This is a genomic window from Candidatus Edwardsbacteria bacterium (assembly GCA_018821925.1).
GTDB lineage: Bacteria > Edwardsbacteria > AC1 > AC1 > EtOH8 > UBA2226.
The window spans coordinates 1-19,109 of record JAHJLF010000047.1; the positions used below are offsets into that span (position 1 = coordinate 1).

Consider the following 19,109-nt stretch of genomic DNA (forward strand, 5'->3'; position numbering starts at 1 on the left):
CCAAAAAGACCGTTTCTGGTCAGATCCGCCTGCGCTCGGTGGAATCGGCCAGCCAGGTCAACATCAATTCGTTTGTCAAAGACCATGTAATGCCACATAGCACCATCAGGACTGATGGCTGGAAGGGCTACAACGGATTATCTAAAATTGGGTATGTCCACAAGCTCATGCGTCTTGACAGCCCGGAGGATGCCAGTAAAAAGCTACCAAGGGTTCATCGAGTATTCGCAAATTTGCAATCCTGGCTGATAGGAACCCATAAATTCGTGTCAAAAAAGCACGTTCAGAACTACTTGAACGAATATACCACCAGATTTAACGCCCGCCAGCACCCAATAGAGGTCTTTAACGATATTTTACGGCTTACCCTGCTGGCAGAACCAAGGACTTTACGGGGATTTACAGAGCCAGAACGGCCATTTTACCCCAATCCTGCGTAATCTGGTGAGTAAAGGGAATAAGCATTAAAGGAATTATGCGAAGGATCCCAGCCATTGGAAAAAACGATATCCAAACGACCATCTTTATTTAGATCTGCCACGGCAACGTCGTATGACTGACTTGTAGGCAATGCCGTCCTATTATAGTTGGTAAAATGCCCCTTATTGTCTCCCCAGTAAATATAAGATTCCGAACCCCACCAATTGGATATTATGATGTCCAAACCACCGTCATGATTCAAGTCACATACATAATTACCATGAGCGCCAGATGAGCCCAGCAAGGTCGTATCACCATTGTTAAAGCCGTCTTTGCTGCCCCAGTATATTATTGAATAGCTACCATAAAAACAGCTGAATAAAATATCCAAACAACCATCCCTATTCAAATCAGCTATAGAGTTACCCGTAGCACCGCTTGTAGGCAAAAGCGTTCGGTTAGTGCTGTCAAACCCAGTTTCCGTGCCCCAATAGATATATGAATTACTGCCCTGCATATTGCTGATCACCAGATCCGATTTGCCATCTTTGTTTAAGTCATACGTTGATCCCGGATTGGATTTCAAGCACCCGCTGTCGCTACCTTCCGTGGATGTAAAAACATTGGCATTAAAATCCCCGTCAGCGAAATCTGCCTGGCTGGCCTCCCGCCAGGTTTCGGCCCAGGCATTCTGCCCGACCACAAAAAGACAGGCCATGATGATGATCCCCGCTATCTTTTTCATTATTTTACTCCTAAACATTATTTTCCAAAGCATGACTATTTATACTAGAAATATACCTCTAATGATACCCGGTGTCAAGCAAAAAATAAATATTTTTATTCGAAGACTTTTTTATAGACCGCCAACGTATTTTCCGCCGTATTCTCCCAGGTAAATATCTTAGCCCGAAGCAGTCCCTTTTGAGTCAATTCGTCAGATAATCTGATGTTCTCCAGTATTTCCAATATCTTGTTCTTCAGCGATTCTTGATTGGTGGGATCAATCATTATCCCGGCATCGCCAGCCACTTCGGGCAGAGAGGTGGTGTTGGAGGTTATCACCGGGCAGCCCGAGGCCATGGCCTCCAGTACCGGCAGGCCGAATCCCTCGTATAGCGAAGGAAAGGCCAGGATATCTGAGGCGGCATAATAAAGCGGCAGGTCATCACCTGGGATATTATCCCTGACCAGGACCCTGCCGGACAGATCATTCGATGATATGTATGCCTGCTCCGCATTCGATATCCGTCCCACCTTAAGCAACAGGACATCCTGCCGGGACTTGGTTATCTGATTAAAGGCCATTAAAACTGTAATAAAATTTTTCCTGGGGGCCGGGGTGCCGACATGCAGGATAATTTTATCGCTTATCGAAAGGCCCAATTTCTGCCGGCATTCTGTCTTGTCCCGGAGATGGTATTCCGGCGAGACCCCCAGCATGATGGGGGTGATCTTATCCGGGCTTATCCGGTAGAACCTGACCAGGTCATCCTTGGTGGCCTGGGAGATGGAGATGATATGATCGGCCTTTTTAATTCCCGAATATAATATCCGGCGCCAGTATTTTTCCAGGAGCGAGCCCGGCATTATCAGCGGGATCAGGTCCAGGCAGGTTATTATCCGCCTTTTGCCGGGCTTAAGAAAGGACAGGTTCTGGCTTAGAATGTGGATATTTTCGCAGTGTTCATAGGCCCTGCTGCAATTTTTCCAGAAAAGAGGCTTGGCGATTGATTTAGCTACCGAGAGTCTGCTGTCCATGCCGTTTTTGCCGTAAAAGTCACAGGAGCCAGCCTGGTAATTATAATAGACGAATCTTATACCTGCCTGGTCTTTTAATGCCCGGTACAGATTCCAGGCATATACCCCGGCCCCGCTGTGTTCCGGCTGATCGTTGATGATGTCTACTTTCATGTGATCTGATTTTCCAGTAATAAGTTCAAACAAAAAACGGGCGGTCAAAGCCGCCCCATGGTCAAGACATTCTAGATTTCAAGCGATAGATCCAGCCTCATGGGGTGGCCCAATCCGGGGAAAGGCGTGTAGGCGTAGTCTATGGAATATTTTTTGTATTTGATGCCGAAGCCGGCACCCAGGCCGGCAAAGTCGTCTAGGTCAGAACCGTTCTGGATATCCCCCAGATTGCCGTTGTATCCCAGCCGAAGTGACAGATGTTTTATAAAATTCAATTCCGTGCCGAAATTCATTTTGAAGGAATTGTCGATAGCCTTGTTGCCGGCCAGCAAAATGACCAGCTGGTCGGAGAATGGACGGTATTCCATTCCGGCCCGGACCGTCAAAGGCATCTTCTCCTTGGTGGCGACGAAAGCCTTGGCCACCATCCCGATGTTATTAACCGACAACCCAAGTTTCAGACTGGTCCCGTAGTTCCTTTTTCCCTTGGCCATAAAAATCTTTTGGGCCACCATGGCCGGGTCCAGCTGGTAGATACAGCCCAGGTCAACCGCCCCGCCAGCCGCCGAATACTCAAGGGTCTTATCGTAGATGCCCTTGAGGCTTGCTCCGGCGTAAAGGTCTTTAAGAAGTTCCCGTCCATAACTGGCCTGGAGGACAAAAGACGAGTAGTTGAAATCCCCCAGTCCCGCTCCGGTGGGATCCAGCAGGGTGGTCTGTTTTATATCGCCGCTGTTCAGGTAGGACAATGACAGGCCGGCGGCGGATTTTTCCTTTAAGGGATGGACATAGGTTATATTGCCGATCTGGATGCCGGCGATATAATTGACATACCCGGCCGAGATCTTTTTGATATTGCAGTAAGGCAGTGCCCCCGGATTGTAAAGAATACATGAGGCATCGCCCCCCATGGCCACGGTGGCCTCGCCCAGCGAGGCCGGCAGGGCCTTGACCGGCACCCGCAGGAAGGAAAACCCGCTGTCCTCGGCCCGGGCCGGAATGGCGACAGCGGCCAGGGCGATTATCAGTATGCTGAGCCTTTTGATCATTCCTTGATGTCCCCCTGGTTATTGGGCGACAGAAAGAACACTTTCTGCCAGTGGTCGTCCGAATCGATGATCTGGCTGTTGTCGAAATTGAACGATGGGCGGGCCAACACCGAAGCGAACTCCTGACGGTGCATCCACAGCCAGTCCTGGACCTCCTCGTGCTCCAGGTTGTTCAAAAAATGAACGAACTCCTCCAGGGTGAACCCGCTCTGAGAACGGCTCTCGAACCAGGCCTCGATCTCGGTGCTGTCCAGGCTGGACAGCAGTTCGAACAGATCGCCCCAGTCATTCTCCAAACCAATGGCGTTTTTATTATAGCTTTTGAAATAGGTCATTATATCCTCACTGGTGTGAACACTTCCGGTCTAATGTTACCCGAAAAGGAGCCGATTGTCAACACAACCGGCGCCAGGCAAAACAGGATCTGCAATTTAGACACTGGACTAAAGACTAAAAATCCGAAATCCGAAACAAATCCGAAATTCCAAATCCAAATGACCCAAGCAACGATCCACTTCGTGAGTGCCGCGGTTTTGAACATTTGTATTTTGTCATTTGATATTGTTTCGTGTTTCGGGTTTCGTGCTTCGAATTTAAGAAAGGTCTACTGTCTGAATCACAGAAAACGGGATGCTCTATTTTCGGGATACGGTATTAAGCCCCTTCTTGCTGTTGTGGCGGGGATGTTTGGCCACAGCGTCTATGGCGTTGACCAGCGCGGCAATAACCTGCACCTTCAGCTGGGAGGTGGACATATTGACCATGGTATGAATATGCCCCCCTTCACTGGCCACATAATAAGAAGGAAGCTTATTTAGCGCGAAAGCCATAATATCAAGCTGACAGGTGCGGCAGTGACAAAGGTCGCCCCGGGCCAGCAATACATTTTTCAGTTCCTCTTTTACCAGCTTTTCGGTATAGTTGGTGAGCTTTGCCATCTGTTTCTCCTTTTGTTTTTATTTGGCCCGGCCCAGCAGGGCGGCCCCTATCTGGCTGGCATGAAAATTTATCCGTTCAAAATCGCTCAGCAGGTCCAAATGCATGGTGCTGGTCTCCCGGGATTCCTTGAATCCCGCCTGCAGCCTTCCCAGGTGCTTTTTATACAGCTCCTTTTCCAGGGCCAGCACCTGATCCTTGCGGTTGTGAGCATTTCTGGCCAGTTCCAAATCGCCGGAGGCCAGGGCTCCTATGGCCATATCCAGGGTGGCCAGGGTTTCCCGGTAGAGCGATTTGATTTCATCCATCCCTTCCTCGGAAAAGGCCAGATGCTGTTCGATCTTCTTTGCGGCATGTCCCATGATGTTCTTGCTGATCACATCACCGATATTCTCGATATCATTGACGATATACAGCAACTCCACCCCGCGGCTGGACTGGTCTCCGGAGAGGTCCTCCTGGGTTATCTTGACCACGAAGGGGGTTATGGCCTCCTCCAGCAGGTCCACCTTATCGTCATCGGCCACCAGTTGGTTTCTCAGATTGATATCGTTCTTTTCCAGAACATCACAGGAGCGGACCAGCATATCCCTGACCAGGTCGGCCATTCTCAGTAACTCCTGGGATACTTGGCCGATAGCCAACGACGGCGTTTCTAAAGCCCGCTCATCAAGGTATTTTGGCCCGAATATTTTTTGCCGGGGGGAGACCACCGGAACCATCCTGTTGAGAAATTTCCCGAACGGCTTAAGCCAGGGCAGGAAGAGCAGCGAGGCCAGCACGTTGAAAATGGTGTGGGCATTGGCTATCTGCCTGGCGGTATCTCCCCCGAACCTCTGAACCAATGTTATAAAAGGAACGATAAAGATCAGGGCCGCGATTCCGGCCAGGACCTTGAAGATGGTGTGCCCCCAGGCCACCTTTATCGATTCCTGATTGCCGCCCCAGGCCGCCATCAGGGCCGCTCCGCAGGTGCCGATGTTGGCCCCGATGATTATGGGCATGGCGGCCGGCAGGGCTATAATATCCTGAAAGGCCAAAGTCAGCATTATCCCGATGGTGACGGCCGAGGACCTCACCAGCAGGGTGAACATCACTCCGATCAGCACCCCCAGCAGCGGGAGGGAACCCATCCCGGCGAACAGGCTCAGGAACCAGGGCATGGATTTCAAGGGAAGCAACGAATCGGCGGTCAGCTTCATGCCGTAGAAAATAAGGCCGAAGCCGAATACTATCTGGGGATAATATCTCCAGGGCCGCTTTCCGGCTATCATCATGGCCAGGAATCCGCCCACCACCAAGGCCAGGCAGTAATCGGACAGTTTGAAGGCGATCAGTTGGACGGTGATGGTGGTCCCGATATCGGCCCCCAGGATCACCCCCAGCGCCTGTCTCAAAGATATCAGCCCGGCGTTGGTCAGGGACACCAGCATTACGGTGGTGGCGGTGGACGACTGGACGATGCCCGTCACCAGAATCCCCACCCCCAGGCCCTTCAAGCGGTTGTCGGTCAGGTTCCACAGCATCTGTTTCAGTTTGGTGCCGGCGGCCTTCTGCAGGCCCCGGGAGCAGAATCTGATGCCGAACAGAAAGAGCGCCAGGCCGCCGATGGCCCCCAGCAATGATATCAGCCACCAGTGATTCTGGTAGGAGTTGAAAGAAAAGGTGACCGCCTTTTTGGAATCGGTGGCCAGGTGCGCCTGAATATAGATCGTCTCCAGTTGCTTATGAGGAATGATCCGGCAGATGGCATTGCCCTTGACGTCGGAGACCGCCGTATCGGGTTCCACCTCGGCGGTGCCCTCTCCCACCGGCACGAAGGCCACCCTGGCCCCGGCCACCGGCCGGCCCCGGGCATCGGTGATCTGCACCACCAGGGGATGGCCGGCCGGCTTCCCGATGGTCACCGCCTGGCGGTCGCCGGAGACATCGTTGCCCAGAGCATCCACCGCCTTGCTGATGCGGTGATCGGCCCCCCACAGCGGCATTGAAAAAAGCGATGCCGCCAGGCCTAACAGCAATATTTTTGGGATCCGGCTCACTCGGCCAGGTTGACCTCTATCACAAAGATCCCTTTATATCCCAGGGCCTTGGCCCGGCTCTTGAGATTATCTGCATCCCGCCGGGTAAGGTTATTCCCCACCTGCACCTTATAATAGGGCTCGGCCTCGGAGACATAGATCTGCTGGTCGCCAAACTTCCACCTGGCCTCCTCGGCCACCTTGCGGGCGTTCTCCAGGGTGGCCGAAGCGAATATCTGGACCCTCCACCCCCAGACGCTCTGGACCGCCCCCTTGCTGCCAACATACTGGCTCCCCGTGGTCTCCGGGGCCGGAGCGGCCGGGGTGACTTCGGTGAACGGCTGCTTGACCGGCTCCTGGACAACCGGTTCCTTGACCGGCTCCTGCACCGCTGGTTTTTTGGCGGAGCATCCCGCCAGCGCCGCCAGGATCAGGATAATTGATAAATGTTTGATCTTCATTAAGGTCTCCTTCGCCCATGAAAATTGTTTATAGATATTCTTTCAGGTCTTGGTTGGCCCTTACCTGTTCCAGTAATTTTTTCACTTCCTGCGCCTTTGACCGGGGGCAGACCATCACGGCATTGCCAGATTTGACGATGATCAGGTCGCTGACCCCCACCGCCGCCACCAGGCCCTCATCGCACAGGGCGATATTGTCCTGGCAATCCAGCATTTCCACCTGGCCCAGCTTGATATTGCCCCGCTGGTCCTTAGGATGGAACCTCTCCAGGGCCTCCCACGATCCCAGGTCGTCCCAGCCGAACTCACCCTTGATCACCGCCACCTTGTCGGCCTTTTCCATAATCCCGTAGTCGATGGATATCTTCTCCACCGCCTGGTAGAATTCGGCGAACTTCTCCCTGCCGGCCGCCAGGCCGCCCTGGGCCTGCCACTCCATCAATGGTTCGTACAGTTTGGGCATGTGCTGCTTGAAGCTCTGCAGGATGGCGGCTGCCTTCCAGATGAAGATCCCGCCGTTCCAGTAAAAATACCCGCTGCGGTAGAATCTCCGGGCGGTCTCCATATCCGGTTTCTCCCGGAAGCTTTTTACCATGAAGCAGGGAATGCGGCAATCCGGCAGGACCTCCCCCCGTTCGATATATCCGTAGCCGGTCTCGGGCCGGTCGGGCTTGAGTCCGATGGTTACCAGGTAGTCCTTTTCAGCCAGCTCCATGCCCTGCAACAGCACCTGGCGGAACATCTCTATGTCCCCTATGTGGTGGTCCGATGGCAGTACCATCATCACCCCGGAGGGGTCCTCTTTGAATATCTCGGCCGCCGCCACAGCGATGGCCGGGGCGGTATTGCGCCCCATCGGTTCGCCGATCAGCCTGACGTCCTTTATCCCGCTCTGTTTGATGGGCTCGATCAGATCGGCGCTGGTCACCACCCACTGCCGCTCCCGGCTGGTCAAAGATTCCACCCGATCCAGGGTCTCCTGCAGCATGCTGTTCTGGCCGGCCAGAGCCAGCAGTTGTTTGGGTTTGTTCTCCCGGCTTTTTGGCCAGAAACGCTCGCCCTTTCCCCCGGCCAGGACCACGGCATAGATGTTGCTCATTTTCCCTTTCTGCTGATATGTTTGCTCTTTATCATGGCCGCCAGCAAGGGCAGCATTATCTCATGGTGGCCGGTGATGGAATATCCCTTGCCGCCACAGGAAATCGGACGGCGGACCACGTTGAGGTTGGGGCGGTAATGCTGGATCATATCGAAGTTGGCGGTGGTGAAGTTTTTCACCGGGTGGCCTAGGTTGCGGGCCACGGTCAGGGCCTTTAAAAAGACCTCCGGCAGTATCACCGAGGACCCCAGGTTGATGACCACCCCGCCCGACAATCTGGCTGTCTCTGCAGCCAGTATCCTGAAATCCCGGTGGCTGGCGCTGCCTATTGAGGCCCCGTCGGCCGAGGGATGCTGGTGGATGATGTCGGTGCCTACTGCCACATGGACCGTGAAAGGGATTTTCAGGCGATAGCACTCGGCCAGCAGGCTGTGGTTGATATAAGGAAATTTCTCCTCGTTCAGCATCAGCCCCAGGGATTCGCCGAAGCCCAGCTCCTGGGCGTCGCCCTGGATGACCGCCCCGTTGATCAGGTCGGCCGTCTCCCGGGCCATGCCGAAGGACCCGTCCTCCAGCCCGGCCGAAACATCCTCCGAGGTTCGCCCCCAGCAGGCCATCTCGAAATCGTGGATGGCCCCGGCCCCGTTGGTGGCCAGGCCGGTGATGAAGCCCATTTTCATCAGGTCGATGATCACCGGGTTCAGGCCGCATTTTATGGGGTGGGCCCCCATCATCAGGATCACCGGGCGCTTTTTGCGGCGGGCACCGATCACCGCCGCCGCCACCTCCCGCAGGTCGCGGGCCTTGAGGATATCGGGCAGGCCATTGATGAAATCCTCCAGCGGCTTTCCCGGATCGGGTATCGAAGCCAAATTGTCTCGTCCCACCCGGCTCTTTCGTTTGGCTATTGAGTGACGCTTGACCTTCGTCAGATCGGCCTCGGGATATCTTCCCATTATCGTTCCTAAAATAATGATTACTTTTCAGTGATGCCGGGGTTGTATTCCTTGAGCACCGCGTTGATGGAGCCGATGAGGATCTTGCTCTTCATCAGCACCGGGATCTTCCTTTCGTCGTCGGTCAGCCACACCCACAGCCGGCCCTTGCTCTCGAACAGGCCCGGGGTCCTTAAGACCGGCTCCACCACCAGGCATTCCACCTTGCCGAAAATGGTGTTCAGCGTCTCCCGGCGATAGACCTTGACCTCCAGGGGATAATTCTTCTTGTCGGTGTGGTTGTCGATGTAGATGGACTGGCCCACCTCCAGAGGAAACAGCCGGGCCCAGAACAGGGAGATCAGGATGTCCTTGGCCTCCGGGATCAGATCGATAATCTGGCCGGTGCTGTAGACGGCTTTTTTATTCTCCTGGTCGAATTCCACCGACTCCTCGTGGCGGTATTTGCCCTCCCGGATCTTCTTCTGATAACGCAGGCTGTACATCTTATCGTAATCGACAAAGGATTCGATCCGATCGTGCACCCGGTAGAAGAACGAAAAAGTGGGATTGGACCAGGTCTCGTTAACGATATGATAGGCCCGGCGGCCCCCGGCCCAGGTCAGCTCGCTGTCCACCCGCATGAAGGAATAGCCGGCATTGATCCCGGCATATTCTATGGAATAGGTCAGCTTCTCTCCGCGTTTCAGTTTTTTCCCGGGGTTAACTGATTTCAAAGTGTCTACCGCAGTGCTGTCTCCCATGGCCATGCTTGATATAAGCAGAACAGACAAAAAGCAAAACAAAGGAACCGGTCTTTTTGACAAATTCATAATTCCCGATAAAATAATTAAAACTTGTTTTTGAATGATTCTACGGTCCGGGCAAAAACCGCATCCACCGTGATCTTCTCCATGCAGTCGTATTCATGACATTTTTGCCCGACGCATTTGCGGCAGAGTTCAACCGGCGGGACAAGGGTCTCATGCCCCGGACCATACGGCCCCCAGCGTTTGGGGTGGCAGGGGATCATCGGGCAGTACAGTCCTATCACCCTAGTCCTCACCGCCGTGGCAATATGGAGAGGCCCGGTGCTGTTGGCCACCATTAATTTTGCCTGCGACAGAAAGGCGGCCAGCTCCGGCAGGGACAACCCCGACACCCAGGCCGGTTGGGTCTTAAGATAAGCCTGCAGTTTTTCTTTGATGTGTTCTTCGCCCGGCCCCAGCGTCACGGCTACTTTTATTTTCTGAATTCTGAATTCTGAATTCTGAATTCGATCTATCACCTTGGCAAACTTTTGGATTGGCCAATCCCTGGCCGACCCCCCGCTGCCGGGATGAATGACGATGAACGGCTGGTTGATGTCTATGATGCCGGACAGTTTCCTGGCCGTCTGCTCCTTCAGGTCCGGCGGGATAATTATCTCCGGTAGGTATTCTTTTCCCTCGCCGGAAGGCAGGCCCAGCCCGGATCTCACCAGGGCCAAATTGTGTTCCAGCTCGTGCTTCAGGCTGAACTTGCGGTGCTGTTTCACCCGGCGGTTGAATAAAAGGCTGTATAATCTGTAGGCCGTGCCGATCCTGACCGGGATCCCGGCCAGCCATGTGGCCCAGGCCAGCCGGCTGGTGGGGTGCAGCACCACGACCAGATCGAAATCATGGTCTTTAAGCCTCTTGGCCAGCGCCCGGGCGTTAAGATTTGGATCATCGTTGATGACCGCATCGACCGATTTTGAAAGGGCGATCAGCGGGGCGGTGTAATCCCGGGCCAGAAATGTGATCCGGCATCCGGGATAAATATCCTTTAAAAGAGCGGCGGCGGGCAACGACAGGATCACATCCCCGATCCGGTCGGTCCTTACCAGCAGTATGTTTTTGTATGTTTTATTAGACAATTTACTGAAGAAATATTTTAAATTTAACCTCACCCTTCCCTCTCCTAAAGCATTAGGAGAGGGGTAGGGGAGAGGTCAATGTCTTATTTTGAGATGATTGTATCCCTTCTTGGCCGCCTGGAAAATGGCCCCCAGGTCCAGATCTTTTACGCATTCCAGGCTGTCGCAGGATTTCTTCCAGCAGGGACTGCAATCCAGGTCGGGAACGATCCTCTCCCCCCGGCCGAACAGTTCTATCTCGCTGGCGCAGGACAGCCCGAACCAGACCACCACATATTTTTTGAGGGCAATGGCCATGTGCATGGCCGAGGTGTCCCCGGTGATCACCAGGTCGCAGGCGTCCACGTAGACCATGCCCCGGCGGATGCCCTCGTCGGTGGGACTGTTAATGATAAAGGCCCCGGCCCGGTCCTTGATCTCCTTGTTGCGTTGGCTCTCGGCCTTTCCGCCCAGCAGCATTATCCGGACATTGGGCAGCTCGTTCTGGATCCGGCCGATCAGTTCCAGATGCTGTTCGATGGTCATCTTCTTGTTGGGGAAAAGGTCGGAACAGCCGGTATTGAAGCCGATAACCACCTCGTTCTTCTCGATCCCGTTGTTCCGGCGGTAGGCCGCAGCCCAGGCCTTCTCCTCCGGGGTCAGCTCCAACACGTAGTCCTCGCCCTGGTAATCCAGCGCCATGGCCTGGGCCAGGAATTGTATCCCGGTCACCTGGTTCTTCTTGAATTTCAGATCGTCGTCGATGCCCAGGCGGTAGGCGTATTCGGCCTCGGGGTTGAAATAAGTGATGGCCCCGTTCTGGTCCAGGGCGAAGCCCAGCTTTTCCTCGGCCTGAACCAGCATGGCCAAAGCATCCGAGCGGTAGGCCTTGTCGATGGAATAGATCTTGTCGTATTTGATGGCCTGCAGGATGCTGACGGTCTCGAAATCGTAGGGCCAGAGCTTGTCGATGTAGGGGTTGTTCTGCAGCAGGGGAATGGCCATCGGCAGGGTCACCCAATGGATGGTGCTCTGGGGATCCTTGCGCTTGATGGCCGGCAGCAGGGCGGTGGTCATCAGCACCGCGCCCAGGGCGTCCAGGTTGATGATCAGTATCTTTTTGCCGCGGGGCTTTTGCTCCTGGCAGGTCTCGCACAGCCAGCCCGGCCGGCAGGGCTTGTAGCCGTTAAAATCCTTGCAGTCTATGGTGGGATTCAAATTTCGTAACCTATAAGTAAGTTAATATATTACAATTTACGACTTTAGGGTTTTATTATAACAAAATAAAGGGAAATTGCAACAGAAATATGCATGGTTTGAACTTTAACGCTTTGCCCTCCGTTTCAATAGCTTTTATCATCACTCTTAGTCATTGCGAGATTTACTTTCCTTGACGCAAACGAAGCAATCCCCGAGCTGCTTGCTTTTTTAAAGCCAGGAGAAGACGCTTCGATTGTAAAATAAGAGTCATCTCGCGACGACCTTTTCATTTGGTGATCAACAACCTGGTTGAGAATGTGCTATCAATGGTAAAATAAAAAACGGCCCGTAAGGCCGTTTCCAAAGTAATCGGATATTTTACTTCTATTAAATCTTATTATAATACCGCGCCCCGAAGTAATCCAGCCCCGACCAGTCCCGCTCCTTGACAGCCTGCCCTGAGCGAGACCGTATCGCGGTCGAGTCGAACGGGTGAACTTGCGGTTATTGCTGTGCCCTGCGGCTTAACCGCAGGGCACAATAGGATACGCCGTTGCCTACGCTATTATTTACTTCCCTAATTCATCAACATATCTTTTAAATATTGCCAAAGCATCCGGTTCTCTTTCTAATAATGCATCATGGTGCTCATTGTCTTTGATCAACTCCTTATAACCCCAAGACGCTTTTACAAGAATATCCGGTTCTGTAAAAAAGTCCCGGTAATACCACCAATCGGGAATTTTATCATCTAAAATATCAAAACACGCAGTAGAATACCAATTGGGAAGGCTATAGTCATCACAAACCAATAAGCATACTATACCATCCGCAAGATCCATACCGAAAACATCATATTCTTTACCAATGCTTAAGTCATATACAGCTTCATCTTCTTCCCCTTCTGCTCTAATACCCTTGATTTGATATCCGCGATTATATTTGCACTTTACACGCATAACCCCCGCCTAATTATATAAAGATTTATGATAAATGTTTTCATAGTAATTGTTATAAATCACTTAGTGTATATTTGTAATTATTAAGCTCTCACATCTCCTGCCGGCCGGTCAGGGCCCGGCTCAATGTCACCTCGTCGGAAAACTCCAGATCGCTGCCCACCGGCAGACCCCGGGCTATCCGTGTCACCTTTATCCCCAGCGGCTTGACCAGCTTCATCAGGTACAGCGCGGTGGCCTCACCCTCGGCGTTGGGGTTGGTGGCGATGATCATCTCTTTCACCTCGGTCTTCTCCAACCTTACCATCAATTCCCGTATCCGCAGGTCGTCCGGGCCGATGCCGTCCAGCGGCGAAAGATGCCCCTGCAGGACATGGTACAGCCCTTTGAACTCCGAGGTCTTCTCGATGGCCAGCAGGTCGTTGGTCTCCTCCACCACGCAGATAAGCAATGACTCCCGCTTGACATCCTGGCAGATGGTGCAGAGGTCGTTCTCCGAGGCGTTGTAGCACTGGACGCAGAAGCGGACCTTCTCCTTAAGCTCCACGATGGCGTTGGCCAGGGCCACCGCATCCTCTTTGCTGGACTTAAGCAGATAGAAAGCCAGGCGCTGGGCGGTCTTCCGCCCGATGCCGGGAAGCTTCATCAGCTCGTCTATGGTGCGCGACAGTATTTCCGATCCGTAATGCATATATTCTTTCTACCCCACCCTTGTCCCTCCCCTCGAGGGGAGGGGATGAGGGAGAGGTTTAAAACATCCCCGGGAGGCTCATGCCGCCGGTCAGGCCGGACATCTCCTTGGCCGCCAGGTCGCGGGACATCTTGATGGCCTCCTGCACACCGCTTAGAACCAGGTCCTGCAGCATATCGGCTTCTTCGGGCTTGATGATCTCCGGCGAGATCTTTATATCCAGGATATTCTGCTGGCCGTCGGCCGTCACCTTGACCATGCCGCCGCCCACCGAAGCCTCCACCCGCTTATTGGCCAGTTCTTTCTGGATGCTTTCCATTTTGGTCTGCATCATCTGGGCCTGCTTTAAAATATCCCCCATTCCCTTGGCCATCGTGTCTCCTTAGTGTGTTCAATATTAAATGTCACCCTGGCCCGGCACCCTGTTTGACAAGCCGAATGGGTGAATACTGCCCTCCTATAGCCCGTGTCTCCTCGAAGTTTACTCAGGATGACAGCCCTTTTATTATTTAATTCGATTGTCACCCTGAGCCCGGCACCATGTCTGACAAGCCGAACGGGTGAATACTGCCCTCCTACAACCTGTGTCGCTTCGAAGTGTACTCAGGATGACAGGGCTACACCACCTCGCCGTCCACCGCATCCATGAAGCTCTTCAGCTGGGGCGATTCCATGACCTCGGATTTCCTGCGGTCTACCTCATCCTGCCGGCTCAGGCGCTTGGCGGTCTCTTTTACCTGCGGCGTCTGGGAGGCCTGGGGGGCCTGGCTTTTTTCAATCTGGCAGATAACCTTAAGTTTCTGCCCCCATAATTTCAGGGTCTCCTCCTGGATCAGCTCCTGGTAGATCTTGTCCTCCAGAGATTTTTTATGGAAGTTGGCCTGCGGGCCGAAGCTCAGTATCAAACTGCCGTCGCTGACCCCTACGGGACGAGCCGAGGCCAGGCAGGTCCCGGCGGTCATATGCCGCTCCTGGACCGCTGTTATCAGCCTCTGCCACAGGGATTCGAAGTCCTGGTTCACCGGCTCGGCGGAAACGGTGTATTCAGCCGGTTCTTCTTTTACCGGACTGACATCCAGTTTAGCCGGCTTGAAGGGTTTTACGGCCGGAGCCGGCTGTTCCTCTTTCTTCGGATCGTCCCCGCCCTGGTTTAATAATTTTATCACTTCCTCCAGCCGGACGGTGGAGTCAAGATTGCATAGGCGCAGGCAGGCCATCTCCAGTATCAGCCGGGCCTGGGAACTGCGCTTCATGGTGGCCTCGGCGTCGATCAGGATGTTGACCATCCGCAAGATATCCCGGTCATCCAGGCCCTGGGCCTGTTGGGTGAATTTCTCCTGTTCATCGGGGGTCATCTCCTCGGCCGCGGTCCTGCCGGAGCCGGCGGCTATCAGCAGCAGCTTGCGCAGGTGGGCCAGCCATCCCAGGATGAACTCCTGCAAGTCGTAGCCGCCAACGGCCACCTGGTCGATCAGTGACAGGATGCCCGGCTTGTCGTGGGCCCTCACCAGTTCCAGGGTCTTGAAATACATCTCCTCGTCCACCAGGCCCAGCACCTGCCGGGCGTCATCGGCCTTGATGCTGTTCCCGCTGAAGGCGATCAGCTGGTCCATCAGGCTGATGGAATCGCGCATGGAGCCCTCGGCCTTCTTGGCCACGATGTACAGACACTCGTCATCGGCCTTGACCGCTTCGCCGGACAGCATCTTTTTGAGATGGGACACGATCTCGTTCAGCTGAATGCGGCGGAAATCGAAGCGCTGGCAGCGGGACAGGATGGTGATGGGCACCTTGTGCACCTCGGTGGTGGCGAAGATGAAGACCACATGGGCCGGAGGCTCCTCCAGGGTCTTCAGCAAGGCGTTGAAGGCCTCCTTGGTCAGCATGTGGACCTCGTCGATGATGTAGATCTTGTACTTGCCCTGGGTGGGGGTGTATTTGACGTTCTCCCGCAGGTCGCGGATCTGGTCGATGCCGCGGTTGGAGGCGCCGTCTATCTCCAGCACGTCCATGCTGCGCGAGCCGGTGATCTCCAGGCAGGAGGTGCACTTGTTGCAGGGAGTCTCGGTGGGCCCCTCGGCGCAGTTGAGGGCCTTGGCCAGGATGCGGGCGGTGGTGGTCTTGCCCACCCCCCGGGCCCCGGCGAAGATGTAGGCGTGGGCGGTGCGCTTGGTGCGGATGGCGTTGCGCAGGGTGGTGGTTACGTGATCCTGGCCCACGATCTCCTCGAAGTTCTGGGGGCGCCACTTGCGGGCTAAAACAAGGTAGGACATTATTTAAACAATCTTTTTAATTATTTTATTTTTACTGTATCGAGTGAATTGCTCCATTTGTCATTCCCGCCCAGGCGGGAATCCATGAAAAAACTGGATTCCTGCTTTCGCAGGAATGACTGATAGCCTTGTATGGTAATTTAAAGAAAGAGGGCCAGGCTTATCCGATAACAAGGAGAGATTTTGCGTACCGTTGCTACCTTCCGGTCCTGGCGGGATTGGCAGTCTTCGCTTCCATCGGGCCCGGCCCATATTCAATTTTATCAGAGCGGGGTTAGTTTGTCAACGATTGGTCTTATCTATTACTGCACGCCGAATTTGAACAACCCGCCCGCCGCCGACAGGATCAGGATGAAGACCGCCCAGCAGCCGAACACCGTCCAGTAGCTTTTTTTGCGGGGCGCCCCGGTGAAGACCGAAAAGCCGATGGCCATCACCACCAGCATCCAGATGGTGAAGAAGTCGATATGGTTCAATAGCCGCACCAGGAAACCCTCCTCCATCTCGACGGGAAGCATTAATCCCAGGGAGGTGCTGACCTTGGCGGTTTCTTTTATGAACATCAGCGGCACTTTCAGGATGGCTCCGGGAATGTTTATCAGGGAGCCCAGGACCGCCACGGTGAACATATCGGCGAATTTGGCCTTGTGGCCCTGCATGGAGAATATGCCCCAGAAGATCAGCCCTATCAGCAGCAATCCGATGGGGACCATGAACAGGTTGCCGACCAGTCCGACTATCAGGGGGATCGGACCGCTCATATTGGCCTGCATGGCCTCGACCTGCTCCGCGGGGATATCGGGGTTGCGGGCGAGATTGGCTATCTGCTCCGGCATTATTATGGTGGGCAGAATGATGGCCGTCACGATCAGGGTGAAGACCACGCTGACGATCAGGGGGATAAGCCAGCGGGGTTTGTCCTTCATCCCCTCGAAGACCTTGTCCGGCTGGTAATAGATGCCAAGGATGTCATTAAGCCACTTCATAGAAATCTCCTCCTAAAGTATTTTTACCACAAAGAACACAAAGACCACTAAGATTAAAGAATAATTCTTTGAATGCCATTTTTTAATAGCTTGGTATTGAAATTAAATAACAATCCTAATCGTATTCCCGTTATTTTCAAATACGTTATAAGCTGAGCTTCGTGAATCGGCAATATTTTATCAACCGCTTTCAATTCAATAATAATACAATTTTCTACGATCATATCTGCCCTGAAAGAACAATCGACCAATATTTCCTTATATTTCAGGGGGATTGGCTGTTCAAGTGTAAACTTGATATCGTTCTTATTCAATTCATAAGCTAAGCACTGCTTATATGCTGACTCCAGTAACCCAGGTCCGAGATTTTTATGAACCTCCAATGCCAGGCCAATAACCTTATTTGACAGCTTATTGATGGTTTCCATATCCATGTTTTCTTTGTGTCCTTTGAGGTCTTTGTGGTTCATATTTAATTCTATATCTGTTTTTTAAACACAAAGAACGCTAAAATCACCCAGTAATGTCTTACTAATCCAACCGTCCCTTTGTGCCCTTTGTGCGCTTTGTGGTTCAAACCGTCTGTCCTTTAACACAAAGAACACCAAGCACACAAAGTTTTATTTAAATTTCTTGGCGCTCTTGGCGACTTGGCGGTTCAAAAAAATCTATTTTAAAAGCAGTTCTGCGATCTGCACCGCATTGGTGGCCGCTCCTTTGCGCAGGTTATCGGCCACCACCCACATCACGAAGGCATTCTTTTTGACCGGATCCGGCCGCAGGCGGCTGACATACACCAGATCGGAACCTTTCAGCTCGGCCGGGGTGAAGAAATCTTTTTTGTCATACACAATGCCCGGAGCTTTGATCAGAAGCTTCTCGATATCCCTGACCGTGCAGTTTGACCCGGTCTCGAAATAGACCGACTCCGAATGCCCGGTCATCACCGGAACTCGCACCGTGGTGGCGTTGACCGCGATCTTTTTGTCGTGCAGTATCTTTTGGGTCTCTTCGACCATCTTCCACTCCTCGCCGCTGTAACCCAGCTCAGAGATGTCGGATATCTGGGGAATGACATTCCCAGCTATTTGCCTAGAAAATGGCGAATTTTGAATTTTGAATTTTGAATTTTGAATTTGTTCTTCAAGAGCAATGATTCCCTGCCTTCCCGCTCCCGACACCGCCTGGTAGGTGGACACCACTATCCGCTTGACCCGGTATTTTTTATGGATCGGCCCCAGGGCCGCCACCATCTGAATAGTGGAGCAGTTGGGGTTGGCTATCAAGCCCCGTTGCTTTTCGACATCCTCGGGGTTGACCTCGGGCACGATCAGCGGCACGCTGGGATGCATCCTGAAATCCGAACCGTTGTCTATCACCACCGCCCCGGCCGCAATGGCCTTTTGAGCATATAGCCAGCTGGCGCCCTTCTCCCCCTCGGTGCCGGCGAAGAACACAATGCCGCAGCCGGAGAAGTCGGCCTGCTCGACCGATGCCACCGGATAAAATTTTCTTTTGAATTTGATCCGCCTACCGGCCGACCGGCTGGAGGCCCACAATTTAAGGCCGCTCAGGGGAAATCTTCTTTCCTCCAGAACCTTGAGTATGGTCTGGCCCACCAAACCGGTGGCGCCCACCAGACCTACTATCATCGGTCCCTTGGTCATTCCAGCGGTCTGGATTTAAGGGCCACCTCGGCCATCACCAGGACGGAGCACTTGCCCATGACCTCCTCTTCGACCGGACCGTCATTCAACTTATTCACCCCCAGCAGTGCGGTAAATCTCTTGGGCTCCTGGCTGCTTTCCGGCAGAAGTGAGCCGTCCACCCAGAAACTGCATTTCTCCTTGATGCACTCCGACTCCTCCGGTTTCCTGATGAACCTGATGGGACAGATCATAGGGTCCTCCAATTTATTGGTTGGAAATGACTGAGTTACTTTTACCACCGAAACACGGAATTTATGAATGAACTGATATTAAGTTTTATCCGAAAGAAGGTCTGTAATATCTTTATAGTTACTTTCTGTACCGCCCGACCTCTCCACTTCGCAAGCATACAAGCTGGTCATGCTCAGTGCAGGCTCTATTTCCCTCCCCTCGAGGGGAGGGAAGGGTGGGGTTTATCCCCGGGTCGCATCAGCGCTGCTGTTTGGCAAAAGCTACCGTTAAAAATATCCCCTTGTGTCATTCCCGCCCCGCATCAAGTGCGGGATAAATTCCGACGGGAATCCACGAAAACCTGGATTCCTGCTTTCGCAGGAATGACGTGGTTAATTCCTCAAAGGGG

General features: G+C 53.3%; 21 protein-coding genes and 1 other RNA gene. 1 reads left to right on the forward strand and 21 read right to left on the reverse strand.

Annotated features, from left to right (window positions below):
- Positions 1 to 440 (forward strand): IS1595 family transposase (locus KJ869_05000; protein MBU1576550.1); only part of this gene is annotated, 440 nt, incomplete at its 5' end.
- Here the strand turns inward: KJ869_05000 and KJ869_05005 are convergent.
- The 21 genes from KJ869_05005 to KJ869_05105 form a co-directional block, all read right to left on the reverse strand.
- Positions 422 to 1,165: a VCBS repeat-containing protein gene (locus KJ869_05005; GenBank protein ID MBU1576551.1), complete on the reverse strand. Its 744-nt coding sequence runs from the start codon at positions 1,163 to 1,165 to the stop codon at positions 422 to 424. The two genes, KJ869_05000 and KJ869_05005, sit on opposite strands and share 19 nt — an antisense overlap.
- A gap of 95 nt (positions 1,166 to 1,260) precedes the next feature.
- Positions 1,261 to 2,334 (reverse strand): glycosyltransferase family 4 protein, encoded by a 1,074-nt coding sequence (locus KJ869_05010; GenBank protein MBU1576552.1) that lies wholly within the window; start codon positions 2,332 to 2,334, stop codon positions 1,261 to 1,263.
- Between the two features lie 71 nt (positions 2,335 to 2,405).
- The gene (locus tag KJ869_05015; protein MBU1576553.1) at positions 2,406 to 3,383 is read right to left on the reverse strand and encodes a PorV/PorQ family protein; all 978 of its coding nucleotides are present in this window, start codon (positions 3,381 to 3,383) and stop codon (positions 2,406 to 2,408) included.
- The gene (locus KJ869_05020) at positions 3,380 to 3,718 is read right to left on the reverse strand and encodes a hypothetical protein (protein ID MBU1576554.1); all 339 of its coding nucleotides are present in this window, start codon (positions 3,716 to 3,718) and stop codon (positions 3,380 to 3,382) included. Before KJ869_05020 ends, KJ869_05015 begins: the two co-directional genes overlap by 4 nt.
- Before the next feature lie 300 nt (positions 3,719 to 4,018).
- Positions 4,019 to 4,321, reverse strand: coding sequence for a late competence development ComFB family protein (locus tag KJ869_05025; protein MBU1576555.1), 303 nt, complete (start codon positions 4,319 to 4,321; stop codon positions 4,019 to 4,021).
- 18 nt (positions 4,322 to 4,339) lie between these two features.
- Positions 4,340 to 6,361 carry a Na/Pi cotransporter family protein gene (locus tag KJ869_05030; protein ID MBU1576556.1) on the reverse strand — a complete coding sequence of 674 codons (2,022 nt, stop codon included), beginning with the start codon at positions 6,359 to 6,361 and terminating at the stop codon, positions 4,340 to 4,342.
- Positions 6,358 to 6,801 carry an SPOR domain-containing protein gene (locus KJ869_05035; protein MBU1576557.1) on the reverse strand — a complete coding sequence of 148 codons (444 nt, stop codon included), beginning with the start codon at positions 6,799 to 6,801 and terminating at the stop codon, positions 6,358 to 6,360. Before KJ869_05035 ends, KJ869_05030 begins: the two co-directional genes overlap by 4 nt.
- 28 nt (positions 6,802 to 6,829) lie before the next feature.
- Positions 6,830 to 7,900, reverse strand: a complete 1,071-nt coding sequence (locus KJ869_05040; protein MBU1576558.1) for a mannose-1-phosphate guanylyltransferase — start codon at positions 7,898 to 7,900, stop codon at positions 6,830 to 6,832.
- A complete protein-coding gene (locus tag KJ869_05045; GenBank protein ID MBU1576559.1) occupies positions 7,897 to 8,856 on the reverse strand; it encodes a hypothetical protein in 960 nt (319 codons plus the stop codon). The genes KJ869_05040 and KJ869_05045 overlap by 4 nt, the downstream gene beginning before the upstream one ends.
- Positions 8,857 to 8,876: 20 nt before the next feature.
- A complete protein-coding gene (locus KJ869_05050; protein ID MBU1576560.1) occupies positions 8,877 to 9,629 on the reverse strand; it encodes a DUF3108 domain-containing protein in 753 nt (250 codons plus the stop codon).
- Positions 9,630 to 9,685: 56 nt separating this feature from the next.
- Entirely contained in the window at positions 9,686 to 10,765 is a 1,080-nt protein-coding gene (locus KJ869_05055; GenBank protein MBU1576561.1) for a glycosyltransferase family 9 protein, read from the reverse strand.
- Positions 10,766 to 10,807: 42 nt separating this feature from the next.
- Positions 10,808 to 11,929, reverse strand: coding sequence for a glycosyltransferase family 9 protein (locus KJ869_05060; GenBank protein ID MBU1576562.1), 1,122 nt, complete (start codon positions 11,927 to 11,929; stop codon positions 10,808 to 10,810).
- A 551-nt stretch (positions 11,930 to 12,480) separates the two neighbouring features.
- Positions 12,481 to 12,870 carry a hypothetical protein gene (locus KJ869_05065; protein MBU1576563.1) on the reverse strand — a complete coding sequence of 130 codons (390 nt, stop codon included), beginning with the start codon at positions 12,868 to 12,870 and terminating at the stop codon, positions 12,481 to 12,483.
- A 91-nt stretch (positions 12,871 to 12,961) separates the two neighbouring features.
- Positions 12,962 to 13,561: a recombination mediator RecR gene (gene recR / locus KJ869_05070; GenBank protein ID MBU1576564.1), complete on the reverse strand. Its 600-nt coding sequence runs from the start codon at positions 13,559 to 13,561 to the stop codon at positions 12,962 to 12,964.
- A gap of 58 nt (positions 13,562 to 13,619) precedes the next feature.
- On the reverse strand, positions 13,620 to 13,934 hold the full coding sequence (locus KJ869_05075; GenBank protein MBU1576565.1) for a YbaB/EbfC family nucleoid-associated protein: 315 nt from the start codon (positions 13,932 to 13,934) through the stop codon (positions 13,620 to 13,622).
- A 244-nt stretch (positions 13,935 to 14,178) separates the two neighbouring features.
- Entirely contained in the window at positions 14,179 to 15,834 is a 1,656-nt protein-coding gene (gene dnaX, locus KJ869_05080) for a DNA polymerase III subunit gamma/tau (GenBank protein MBU1576566.1), read from the reverse strand.
- 149 nt (positions 15,835 to 15,983) lie between these two features.
- An RNA gene (gene ffs / locus KJ869_05085) (signal recognition particle sRNA small type) lies at positions 15,984 to 16,083 on the reverse strand.
- A gap of 53 nt (positions 16,084 to 16,136) precedes the next feature.
- Complete coding sequence (locus KJ869_05090) at positions 16,137 to 16,820, reverse strand: YIP1 family protein (GenBank protein MBU1576567.1); 684 nt, start codon at positions 16,818 to 16,820, stop codon at positions 16,137 to 16,139.
- Between the two features lie 53 nt (positions 16,821 to 16,873).
- On the reverse strand, positions 16,874 to 17,248 hold the full coding sequence (locus KJ869_05095) for a GxxExxY protein (GenBank protein MBU1576568.1): 375 nt from the start codon (positions 17,246 to 17,248) through the stop codon (positions 16,874 to 16,876).
- A 240-nt stretch (positions 17,249 to 17,488) separates the two neighbouring features.
- Positions 17,489 to 18,487, reverse strand: a complete 999-nt coding sequence (locus KJ869_05100) for an aspartate-semialdehyde dehydrogenase (GenBank protein ID MBU1576569.1) — start codon at positions 18,485 to 18,487, stop codon at positions 17,489 to 17,491.
- Entirely contained in the window at positions 18,484 to 18,720 is a 237-nt protein-coding gene (locus KJ869_05105) for a hypothetical protein (GenBank protein MBU1576570.1), read from the reverse strand. The genes KJ869_05100 and KJ869_05105 overlap by 4 nt, the downstream gene beginning before the upstream one ends.
- Positions 18,721 to 19,109: the final 389 nt, after the last annotated feature.